The organism is Hyella patelloides LEGE 07179, assembly GCF_900659865.1.
GTDB classification, from domain to species: Bacteria; Cyanobacteriota; Cyanobacteriia; order Cyanobacteriales; family Xenococcaceae; genus Hyella; species Hyella patelloides.
Genome location: NZ_LR213853.1, coordinates 17,189 through 25,058, shown reverse-complemented (window position 1 = coordinate 25,058; position 7,870 = coordinate 17,189). Strand labels below are relative to the sequence as shown.

Genomic DNA, 7,870 nt, shown 5'->3' with positions numbered 1-7,870 from the left:
AATTTAAACGGATGACAGGAGTTAAAAAAAACTTTTCAATTGATGGTTCGCATAGTTAGAGCGAAGGAAAAAACCAAAAAGAAACCTGGTCGCCCTACTAAATTAAGAATTGAAGACCAAATTTTATCTGATCCCTATCGAAATCGTCACAGAAGATTTGGTTTAAGGTCGAATTTAATTGCGGGAATTTGTAATTACGAATTAGCCTTATAAGTCGGATAAAAAAATAAATTAATTAAAATAATTTCAGGAATTAATTAATAACTGAAACAATTTCTGCTGTCAAATTTTCTCAAAGCGCGATCGCTCTTTTTGGGTTGATTTAAAAAATCTCTCAATTCTCATTATTTTAATCAGCATAAATTTAAACAAAATAGTCTTTTATCATACCATAAAAAACTTTTGCAAGAGTTCTATTGACTTTTAATAAAAGCGGGACTATCTTTGTATATCAAGTCACAAAAATAATCAAATAACTTCTGTTAATCTGATTATCTGAAAAGCGCGACAGCGCGACTAAATTAAACGCTAAGTCATCCAGAATGGCTTGATGTTTTTTAATATTATGGTGTGAGGAAAAATGAAAAAATCATTGTGTAAATCGTTGCTGCTAGCTCCAGCAATTTTAGGTTTGGCTGCGAATTCTCCTGTAGCTGCTCAAAACGCTACTAACGATCGGTTACTAAATCAGTTAGATAGCTACACCCGTGAGGGAAAAACCAATACAAACTCTATTAATCAAGTAACTAACGTTAATCAACTTCGTGATGTTTCCCCTGCTGACTGGGCTTACGAAGCATTGCGTTCTCTTGTAGACCGTTATGGCTGTATTGCGGGTTTCCCTAACCAAACTTATCGTGGTTCTCAAGCTTTATCTCGTTATGAATTTGCTGCTGGTTTAAACTCCTGTTTAAATCAAATTGAGCGTCTAATTGCTTCTAGCGAGGCTGTTGTCAGAGAAGACATTGATACGATTAATCGCCTAACCCAAGAATTTGAAGCGGAACTAGCTACTATCGGTGGACGTATTGACAACTTAGAAAGTCGTACTGCTTTCTTAGAAGATAATCAATTTTCGACTACTACCAAACTAGAAGGGGAAGCTGTTTTTGGTCTTGCTGGCGAATTTAACTATGAAAACCAAGTTGTCTTACAAGACAGAGTTCGTTTAGGTTTCGTATCCAGTTTCACAGGACAAGACGCTTTATACACTCGTTTGGATGCTGGGAATGCAACACCTTTCGATGGTATTGATACTGGAGCATTTACCTACAGCTTTGACAATGGTAACAACGTAGAAATTGGCTGGTTGGCTTATTATTTTCCTATCGGTGACAAAGTAGACGTTTACTTACCCGCAGCTTTCCCACTTTGGCAAGATTTCGTTCCTACTGTTAGTCCTTACTTAGATACCTTTACTGGTGCTGGTGGTTCTCTTTCTAGCTTTGGTGAATCCAGCCCCATTTATAAAATTGGTTTAGCCTCTGGTGGTGGTATTGGTTTTAATGTCCAGCTTGTTGACTTTGTAACTGTCAGTGCAGGTTATTTCGGTGGTGATACTTTTAACCCAGATAGTGATACTGATGGTGGCTTATTCAACGATGAATATTCTGCATTAGGTCAGTTAACTTTTAGTTTCTTAGAAGATAAGCTACAAGTGGCTGCAACTTACGTTCATGCTAAATTCGCTTCTTCTGATAATACTATCTTTGACCTTGGTGTGGGAACAGCCAATGCGAGAAGTCCTCTAGATGGGTCATTAAGCACCAACTCTTATGGTGTAGCAGCATCTTACGATCTTAACTCCAGAATAGCAGTTAATGCTTTTGGTATGTATACTGATGCCGACGTAGATGATGGGAGTGACGAATCTGAAATCTGGTCTTATGGTCTTGGTATAGCACTTCCTGATTTGGGTAAAGAAGGTAACTTAGCTGGTATTATCATTGGCGCAGAACCCTATGCCGATCAGGATGATATTCCTCTCCACGTAGAAGGTTTCTATAAATACCAATTCAACGACAATCTTGCCATTACTCCTGGTGTTATTTGGATTCAATCACCTAACGGAGACAGCGATGAAGACGATGCTCTTATTGGTGTAATTAGAACTACTTTCGCTTTTTAAATACAACGTAAATCGTCATTAATTCTGAACTTTCTAGCCCATGACTTGTAAGTTATGGGCTTTTGCTGTAATATATCTTCCACAAGCTATACTAAATTGGCATAATTTTAAAGTTACATAAAAAAACTATGCCGATAATTAATGATTAAAGTCACCAGTAAAAAGATGAGTTAATGAGATTTTATTCCCGCATTGGAATTAATTATGTTTCATCTATTAATCTAGAAAAATCAGTGTAGAATTTACGAAAACAACCCTTAAAATCAGCTCGCTTGCCATTAGCTATAAGCTATAAGCTTGAATCGCATAGTGGAGGAGTTGACCTCCACTATGCCCTATTCCACTTAAAGAAGTGGAGGAGTTGAACCTGGCGATAAGCTTGGAGCTTAAAGCTGTTAGCTGGTTAAAAACAATTGGAATAGGGCGAGATTTCTCGATCGCTTTGGGATTAGTTCGACCTTGGCGAGTGGAAATAATTTGTTCGGCAATTTCTGAGATTAACTAAGAGCAAAAATAAGGCAGAATGGATTTTGCAAAATTAAACAAACTCATCGCTAGTTCTACCTATAGTGAACTTGGATTACGAGCAAAAGAGTATTTACAATATCAGCACTCTGGTGATGAAAACCAAGATTTAGCTAAAACTACAATGTATAACTGCATGGTGGACTTTTTACAAGACTTGGGTATGGAACAAAAACAAGCCGAACAATATTGTGATAACAGTGATAATTTGACTGAACTCGCTCAATACATTAGCTCGATACTGGGTTAATCATTTTTGATCGCTCAGTAGTTTAATTTTGTATTAGTACGTCTAATGTGAATTAAAACTGCATTGTAAATAGCTGGAACTATGAAACTAAGGCTGTGCGATTTTTAGTTAAACAATCGCACAATTAAAAACTACACCGAGCAACTTTTTCTGGTTAATTCTTTCAAGCTTATAGCTTATAGCAAGCGAGCTGATAGCTACGAACTAGTCAACTCTCAACGAAGCTAATTCACATCAAGCGTATTAGTATACCTACCTATATCTTTTGCTAGACTTCTCTTTTCAAGATTTTGACTAAAATTAGAATATCGCAAGGTGATAAGGACAGAATAATAATGTTTTTGGTAACTGGTGCAACTGGTTCATTGGGGCGAAGAATTGTTAGACAATTAAGAGAACAAGATTCATCAGTTAGGGCTTTTGTGCGTCTTTATAGCAATTATGGTGAATTAGAAGATCGGGGCGCAGAAGTTTTTATTGGCGATTTAACAGAAGCTCGAGATATCGCTAAGGCAACTCGCGATATAGAATACGTTATTAGTTGTCATGGCTCAGGAAAAGATGCTCAAGCTGTTGACTATCGAGCAAATATTGATTTAATCGATCATGCAATTGCCAATAACGTCAAACATTTTGTTTTTATATCTGTATTGGGGGTAGATCGTGGTTATCAAGCTCCTACTTTTAAAGCGAAAAGAGAAGTCGAAAAATATTTAATGGCTAGTGGCTTAAACTATACCATCTTGCGTCCTACAGGTTTTGCCAACAATTTATTACCTTTAGCAGAAAGATTTCGCGATACAGGACTTTATTTATTGATAGGAGATAATCAAAATCGTTCTTCTATTGTTAGTACTGATGATTTAGCTAAAATTGCGATCGCCTCTGTAACTAACTCCTCAGCCCAAAATCAAGTTTTTGCAGTAGGAGGGGCGGAAGTTCTTACTAGAGAAGATATTCCTCGCATCTTTGCTGAAGTTTTTCAACGAGAGCCGATTATTCTTAATCCTCCTTTATTTCTCTTCGATGGCTTACGCTCAGGAATCGGTTTAATTAATCCTCAATTGGAACAATCTTTGGGTACGTTACGTACTTTACTTGCTCATGAATTTTACTGCACTACCGAAGAAATTACTCGTTTAGAGTCTACTTTTAATCTTAAAATGGAATCTGTCCGCAGTTTTATACAACGTTATCTTGGTAGCGGGTTAAGTACCGCAAATGAATAGATCTTTTGCACAAGCCACAAGTTATTAGTTGAGAAAGGAAATTTGCGATCAATCATTGTTTTGACTCGATTAACCGCTTTAATTCCTCTACTTCAAGAGAGGCGATCGCATCCAGTAGCTTACCTGTATTGCCTTCTGCCCCCCATTGATAACCTAGTTCTAAAGCTATTTTTTTCAATTTCTCTGGAGTGTCGGGAGCAACTCTAACTTGAATCATGGTGCGGTTTAATTTTGGTCTACCCATCACTTCTCTCCACAGGATCGCGTCGCGTAATTCCGATATCCCATAGCTTTTGCTGGACATCTTCTAATTCCATCCCACAATAGTGATATTCTTGTTTTGCTAGATGCACCAAGTAATAACCCAGCTTTCCTTGATATTTACGGAACAATTCGGTAAGTATTCGACCCTTAGTTAATCCAAAATATTGCTCGCGATTTGCCCAATCAAATTCGCGATCGCTAAGCTTAAAAAGTTCATCACAACTTTGAAACCAACCATTAGGCTTGCGGTTGATTATTTGTATATAGCCTGGGTAAAAAATAGTAACGGCAGTGTCGCTCATGGTAGAATTGAGTCAAAACGAAATTTAGTAAACCCCCTCTGGGTGGTATTAGAGGGGGGGTAAGTTACTTAGTCACCGTCTTCGTCTGTTTCCGATTCTTCTTCAGAATCTAAAGCCTCTAGTTCAGCTTCGATTTCGCTCGTATAAGCTACATCTTCTTTGTCGCTTCCCTTTTGCTGTTTTGCCCAGACATCCGCTCCTAAGTGACGGTAAACAACTTTAGGGTCGGGTTTCCCGTGTCCGTTGTTGTTTTGGTTATTTTCGTTCGTTTATCTCACCTCCTTTGGGGTAACTATGTATTTATTATATAATACTTTCAGGATAAATGCCTTGCATTTATCCTGAAAAACTCTAATTCCAAAAACAAAAGGTTCACCACGGTGAACCTTTTGTTAATTCAAAACCAAGCATCAAAGCGATCTTCTATTAATTCGACCGAACAATCCACATATTCTGAATAAGCATAATAACGACGGTATCTTTCCTCCTCTGTAGTCGCTATATGATGGAGTAAGAAGTCTTCCTTTAGACGTTGAATTGTATCAACATGCTGATTCACTACCCAAAGGAAAAGAAGATGAGAATTTTGTAAAAAAGCCTGAGCTGGCTCTAAAATTAATCAATCAAACAATCGAGAGAAAATATCATCCAGGCATTGTTTTAATTGATGGGGGATATGGCAATAATTCTACTTTTTTGCAAGAGCTAGAGAAGCTAAAACTCAATTATATTGGAGGTTTAGCCAAAAATCGTCAAGAAGCGTGTAATCAATTCAGAAACAGGAGAAAAAGAATCAGAAAGAAGGTTAGATGAAATAGCATTTTCGTTATCAAAAGAAGATTTTGAAGATGTAACTTTAGAACTTGATAAACCGAAAACTGTTTGGGTAGCTAAATTAGAAGCTGAGACTAATGGTCTTCAAGGTAAGAGAACTATCGCAATCGTCATGAATGCTAGCTCTCCAGAATCAGCTACTGAAATAGATTATTTAATAACCAATCAACAAGGCAATAAAGTAACAGAAGAATGGATAGTTAGAACATTTTCCAAGAGAAACTATATTGAAAAATTTTATCGGGAAGCCAAAGGCTGGTTAGGGTTAAAAGAATATCAAGTGAGAAAAAAAGATGCTCTACTTCGTCACTTTATTTTAGTATTTACTGCTTATACTTTCATTTTGTATCAGCAATTAATGGGAGGACTTAGAAAGCGTTATGCGGGGTAATCTTTAACAACTTTTGCTGAAACAAAAGACAGCATTTTTAACAGGAATTTCTGACAATTTCTTGGGTTGGCTACATTCAGGATATGGAACTGTTTGCAGAACATAAGGCTAGTCGGGGATTTGTTTGGGCATAAGATGAGGTAAAAAAGCTACCGTAACTATAGTTCAAGTATTATTCATTACTTTTTTCCTAAAGTCCAGCTAGATGGTTTTACCTTGTTTTCTCAGAAAGTCTTCAAATTGATCGTCTGATTCTTTCTGGTTTTTAGGGGCAGGGTATCTAGTAGCATTTGTTCTGGGACGAGAAACATATTCATCCCAAGCGGATTGGTCATCTCTATGAGCTAAGACATAGTTAGTTAAGTCTTTTAAACTCATTTCTTTAAAGTTAGTCATTTATGTGATGCTCCTTTGTGCCGTCGGCATAGATGGTTATCTCAACATTTTCTGCTTCACCAGCAATAATAAAAATTTGCTCTGTTCTCTCATCGTACCTGAACAGATAAATAGGTCGATAGAAGTTAGATAGCGACTGCAAAGTCCTTATTGCTGTAATCATTTGCTCTTGTGTAGGCAATTTCCCCCCTGATTTAGTTTTCATGGTGCTAACAAAGCTGTATTACTTTGTTAATACAATCATAGCCAAATAATTCACTATGGTCAAACAATTCACTATAATGATTAATATCTTAAATGTGGAATGAATTCATTATTGATATGGGAACTTGTCTTTCGTTTGCTCAATGGCTACTTTGGAAAAGGAAAAGCAGGAAACTAAGCCAAGGGAAAATAGCGCTCGCCCTAGAAGTAGATCGCTCAACTATTAGTAATTGGGAAAATGAAGTTTCTATTCCCAAGTTAGACCCGCTCCAGACATTTACTCTCTGCGAGATGTTGGATGTTGAATTGTCTGAGTTGGCTAAAGCTTTTAAAGGAGAATTTGAGGTTAAATAGTTAAAGATTGTATATTAAGGATTTAAGAAAAAATGAAAAAATGGAAGCTCAAATATCCCAAACAATGCCAAAAGTGTCCTTGGAAAAAATCTACCAATCCATTCAATATTCCCGATAGGTACTCGGAAGAAGCACATCGAGAATTAGGTAAGACAATCGCCGATGAGATTCCCATTGAAGAACAACTTCAAGCTATGACAACAGAAAAAACTATGTTCAGTATGGCTTGCCATAAATCCACAGAACAAGAGCGTTATTATTGTATTGGCTGATTGATAAATCAAATCGGACAAGGTAATAATATTAGACTCAGATTTTCTATGGTGAGTTGCGAAAATGCTAAAGAAATTGAAACTTTTGGCGAGCAGCATGAAAAATTTGAAGATACTTTCCCTTCACTATACTATTAGCTGAAAATGCAAATATTTACTAATAAAAAACCTCTTCTATCAAAATACCTACAGTTACAGATTTCGCAATCATACGATCTTTAAGGAACATCTTTTCTTCTTTTGAACTCTTATAAGTCATGGAGATATTTTTGTTTTAACCTCATAAGACAGTACAAAGCAGTGTAAGAAAGTATGAGTGATTTTAATCGGGATGGATTTGCAGATCTAGTTGTCGGAATCCCAGGAGAAAGTCCAGGAGGTGACCCTCAATCGGGTGCGATCGCTGTTCTTTTGGGTTCGAGCAATGGTCTTGTCGCAAGTAGAGTTTTCGAGCAAGAAAACCTCGATTTAGGTAGTAATGAATTGGGAGACTCTTTTGGTGAAGCTTTGGCTGTGGGGGACTTTAACAACGATGGTTTTGATGATTTGATCGTCGGAATCCCAGGAGAAAGCCCAGGAGGAGATCCCCGAGCAGGTGCGATCGCTATTTTACGAGGCTCTAGTGATGGTTTAACTGCTAGTCGCATTGTGGAACAAGAAAGCCTGGATTTAGGGAGTAATGAATCAGGAGACGCTTTCGGTGAAGCTTTGGCTGTGGGAG

The 7,870-nt window shown here is 37.2% G+C and carries 13 protein-coding genes and 1 pseudogene; 9 read left to right on the top strand and 5 right to left on the bottom strand.

Annotated features, from left to right (window positions below):
* Positions 1-117: 117 nt before the first annotated feature.
* The 4 genes and pseudogenes from H1P_RS15050 to H1P_RS15035 form a co-directional block, all read left to right on the top strand.
* Positions 118-213: pseudogene (locus H1P_RS15050) on the top strand (IS5/IS1182 family transposase); the annotation flags it as partial.
* 367 nt (positions 214-580) lie between these two features.
* Positions 581-2,128: an iron uptake porin gene (locus tag H1P_RS15045; RefSeq protein ID WP_144868532.1), complete on the top strand. Its 1,548-nt coding sequence runs from the start codon at positions 581-583 to the stop codon at positions 2,126-2,128.
* Between the two features lie 523 nt (positions 2,129-2,651).
* A complete protein-coding gene (locus tag H1P_RS15040) occupies positions 2,652-2,903 on the top strand; it encodes a hypothetical protein (protein WP_144868530.1) in 252 nt (83 codons plus the stop codon).
* Positions 2,904-3,238: 335 nt separating this feature from the next.
* Positions 3,239-4,132 carry an SDR family oxidoreductase gene (locus H1P_RS15035; RefSeq protein ID WP_144868528.1) on the top strand — a complete coding sequence of 298 codons (894 nt, stop codon included), beginning with the start codon at positions 3,239-3,241 and terminating at the stop codon, positions 4,130-4,132.
* A gap of 52 nt (positions 4,133-4,184) precedes the next feature.
* Here the strand turns inward: H1P_RS15035 and H1P_RS15030 are convergent, their stop codons facing one another.
* The 3 genes from H1P_RS15030 to H1P_RS36115 form a co-directional block, all read right to left on the bottom strand.
* Positions 4,185-4,376: a hypothetical protein gene (locus H1P_RS15030; protein WP_222427066.1), complete on the bottom strand. Its 192-nt coding sequence runs from the start codon at positions 4,374-4,376 to the stop codon at positions 4,185-4,187.
* Positions 4,369-4,698 carry a hypothetical protein gene (locus H1P_RS15025; RefSeq protein ID WP_144868524.1) on the bottom strand — a complete coding sequence of 110 codons (330 nt, stop codon included), beginning with the start codon at positions 4,696-4,698 and terminating at the stop codon, positions 4,369-4,371. The genes H1P_RS15030 and H1P_RS15025 overlap by 8 nt, the downstream gene beginning before the upstream one ends.
* A gap of 397 nt (positions 4,699-5,095) precedes the next feature.
* The gene (locus H1P_RS36115) at positions 5,096-5,257 is read right to left on the bottom strand and encodes a hypothetical protein (protein WP_186375978.1); all 162 of its coding nucleotides are present in this window, start codon (positions 5,255-5,257) and stop codon (positions 5,096-5,098) included.
* Between H1P_RS36115 and H1P_RS15020 the strand changes: the two genes are divergently transcribed.
* Together H1P_RS15020 and H1P_RS15015 are read left to right on the top strand one after the other, a co-directional pair.
* Positions 5,236-5,511, top strand: a complete 276-nt coding sequence (locus H1P_RS15020) for a transposase (protein WP_144868522.1) — start codon at positions 5,236-5,238, stop codon at positions 5,509-5,511. The genes H1P_RS36115 and H1P_RS15020 overlap by 22 nt on opposite strands.
* A gap of 133 nt (positions 5,512-5,644) precedes the next feature.
* Positions 5,645-5,923 carry a transposase gene (locus tag H1P_RS15015; protein WP_144868520.1) on the top strand — a complete coding sequence of 93 codons (279 nt, stop codon included), beginning with the start codon at positions 5,645-5,647 and terminating at the stop codon, positions 5,921-5,923.
* 201 nt (positions 5,924-6,124) lie between these two features.
* Here the strand turns inward: H1P_RS15015 and H1P_RS15010 are convergent, their stop codons facing one another.
* Both H1P_RS15010 and H1P_RS15005 read right to left on the bottom strand, forming a co-directional pair.
* A complete protein-coding gene (locus H1P_RS15010) occupies positions 6,125-6,319 on the bottom strand; it encodes a DUF6887 family protein (RefSeq protein WP_144868518.1) in 195 nt (64 codons plus the stop codon).
* Positions 6,312-6,524, bottom strand: a complete 213-nt coding sequence (locus H1P_RS15005; protein ID WP_246141707.1) for a DUF6888 family protein — start codon at positions 6,522-6,524, stop codon at positions 6,312-6,314. Before H1P_RS15005 ends, H1P_RS15010 begins: the two co-directional genes overlap by 8 nt.
* A 92-nt stretch (positions 6,525-6,616) precedes the next feature.
* On the opposite strand from H1P_RS15005, the gene H1P_RS15000 reads away from it, so the two are divergent.
* From H1P_RS15000 to H1P_RS36110, 3 genes are all read left to right on the top strand, one after another.
* Positions 6,617-6,877, top strand: coding sequence for a helix-turn-helix domain-containing protein (locus H1P_RS15000; protein WP_186375977.1), 261 nt, complete (start codon positions 6,617-6,619; stop codon positions 6,875-6,877).
* A gap of 32 nt (positions 6,878-6,909) precedes the next feature.
* Positions 6,910-7,149, top strand: a complete 240-nt coding sequence (locus H1P_RS14995) for a hypothetical protein (RefSeq protein ID WP_144868516.1) — start codon at positions 6,910-6,912, stop codon at positions 7,147-7,149.
* A 312-nt stretch (positions 7,150-7,461) separates the two neighbouring features.
* A partial coding sequence (locus H1P_RS36110) for an FG-GAP and VCBS repeat-containing protein (RefSeq protein WP_186375976.1) occupies positions 7,462-7,870 on the top strand: 409 nt, incomplete at its 3' end.